The sequence below is a fragment of the Nocardia sp. CC201C genome, from assembly GCF_030010695.1.
GTDB lineage: Bacteria > Actinomycetota > Actinomycetes > Mycobacteriales > Mycobacteriaceae > Nocardia > Nocardia otitidiscaviarum.
Genome location: NZ_JASCXP010000680.1, coordinates 1 through 2,074 on the forward strand (window position 1 = coordinate 1; position 2,074 = coordinate 2,074).

The window sequence follows — 2,074 nt, forward strand, 5'->3', positions numbered from 1 at the left end:
CTCGCGCTTGGCGGCCTCTCGGGCCAGCATGCGGTCGCGCTGCTCCTCGAACTTCTCCACGTCCTTGGACAGCTTCTCCAGGAACAGGCCCAGCCGTTCGCGGGTCTGCTCACCGCGCGCGGTGAAGTCGGTGCGCTCGAAGATCTTCCACTTCTTGAGCACCGGGTTGACCACCTCTTCCAGGTGCTGGCGCAGGTCGTAGATGCCGTGCTTGGCCATGAGCACGCCGTTGCGGCGGAAGTTGGGCATGCCCGCGCCCGGCATCTGGAAGTTCTCCAGAATCAGGGTGATGGCGTCGAGCGCCTGATCGGGCGACAGGTCCAGCGCCGCGCCGCACATGTTCCGGTAGAAGATCATGTGCAGGTTCTCGTCGGCCGCGATGCGCTGCAGCATGCGGTCGGCGATCGGGTCGTCGCACACCTTGCCGGTGTTGCGGTGGGAGACGCGGGTGGCCAGTTCCTGGAAGGTCACGTACGCGACCGAATGCAGGAATCCGGCGTCCTCCTCGGTGGGGGAGGCGAAGCCGTTGGTCATGTGGACCATGCGCGCTTCCTCGAGCGCCACCGGATCCACACCGCGGGTGACGACCAGGTAGTCCCGCATGACGATGCCGTGCCGGTTCTCCTCGGCGGTCCAGCGACCGACCCAGGTGCCCCAGGCGCCGTCCTGGGAGAAGTTCTCGGCGATTTCGCGGTGATAGGAGGGCAGGTTGTCCTCGGTGAGGAGGTTGGTGATCATCGCCGCCTTGGCGACCTCGTTCAGCTTCGACTGTGACGGGTCCCAGTCCTCGCCGCCCATGGCGGCGAAGTTGCGGCCCTCGTCCCACGGCACGTAGTCGTGCGGATGCCAGTCCTTGGCCAGGGAGAGGTGGCGGTTGACGTTCTCCTCGGCAACCGGCTCCAACTCCATCAGCAACTCGAGTTGAGTCAGATCCCTTGCCATGTATACGCCCTTCGTGTCGTGCGAACTTCCAGTGGTTCCCTCGCAGGCCATGCCGCCGCGGTCCCATACCTTACGGCACCGTAGGTGTGATGCGAAACGCATACGACCAGCATTGCGGCGGCGGTGATCGATGTCATATGGATGACGGCCCACGACGTGTTCTCCATCGCCGTGGGCCGTATTTCGTTAGCTTCCGGCGATTTTCACTTCTTACCGCCGAGCAGACCGCCCAAAACATTGCCGAGCACATTGCCCGCGTTCTTGCCGAGTGCGTCGCCCAGTGCGCCGCCGAGTCCGCCCGCGTTGCCGCTCGAGCCGCCGCCGGTGGCCCCGCCGAGCAGGCTGCCGAGGATGTCGCCGAGCCCGCCGCCGCCGGCCTGGGTGGCCGCACCGCCACCCGCACCGCCGAGCACCTTCTTCCCAAGGTACGCGAGGACGATGGGGGCGAGCATGGGCATCAGCTTGGCCATCAGATCCTGGCCGCCCGCGCCGCCGACATCGCCGAGCGCGCTCATGACGGTGTTCTTCTCGGTGCCGAAGGTCTGATCGACGATCTTGTCGCCGCCCGCCACATCGACCTGATCGATATCGACGCCGCCGTCGAGCAGGTTGCTCGGCTGGTTGGCGATCTCCCCTTCGATCGCCGACGCGGCCTCGGGGTTGCTGGCCTTTGCCTGCAAGCCGCCCAGTAGCACGGGGATGGCGGCCTGGATGGCGGTGTTCGCGGTTGCCTCGTCCACGCCGAGCTTCCCGGCGATCTGGGAGACGGGGACTTGGGAGAGCAGGTCATCGAAGGAAGTCATGAGTTCCGCCTGTTTTTGGGGTTCCCGGGAAAAGGCCTATCGGGCTCACCTTAGGGGAAAACACGGGATGTTGCCATGAATTCGCGGGTGTGGCGGCGGACCGGAAGGTCGGTTCCACGCCCGCCGCCACGCGAGTGCCCCCACCAGGGCTCGAACCTGGGACCTGCGGATTAAAAGTCCGTAGCTCTACCAACTGAGCTATAGGGGCGCGGGAGGCCAGTTTAATGTGCCCGCCCCGGAAGTGTTAACCGAGTATCCGGTTGGTGGTTAGCACCGGATGTTTGTGCAGGTCATGGCAGTTGAGCGGGCGGTGTGTCGGCGCGTGGGGT

Annotated in this window: 2 protein-coding genes and 1 tRNA gene; all 3 read right to left on the reverse strand. The window is 65.4% G+C overall.

Translation table 11 applies throughout. The features are described 5' to 3' along the window. On the reverse strand, positions 1–942 hold a 942-nt coding region (locus QK444_RS35840), incomplete at its 3' end, for an acyl-ACP desaturase (RefSeq protein WP_282786500.1). A gap of 203 nt (positions 943–1,145) precedes the next feature. Continuing rightward, positions 1,146–1,745 (reverse strand): DUF937 domain-containing protein, encoded by a 600-nt coding sequence (locus QK444_RS35845; protein ID WP_282786502.1) that lies wholly within the window; start codon positions 1,743–1,745, stop codon positions 1,146–1,148. Between the two features lie 135 nt (positions 1,746–1,880). After that, a tRNA-Lys gene (locus tag QK444_RS35850) sits at positions 1,881–1,953 on the reverse strand. Positions 1,954–2,074: the final 121 nt, after the last annotated feature.

Coding starts and splice junctions, on each gene's coding strand:
- QK444_RS35845 (WP_282786502.1), bottom strand. CDS start 1,745: ATGACTTCCTTCGATGACCTGCTCTCCCAAGTCCCCGTCTCCCAGATC.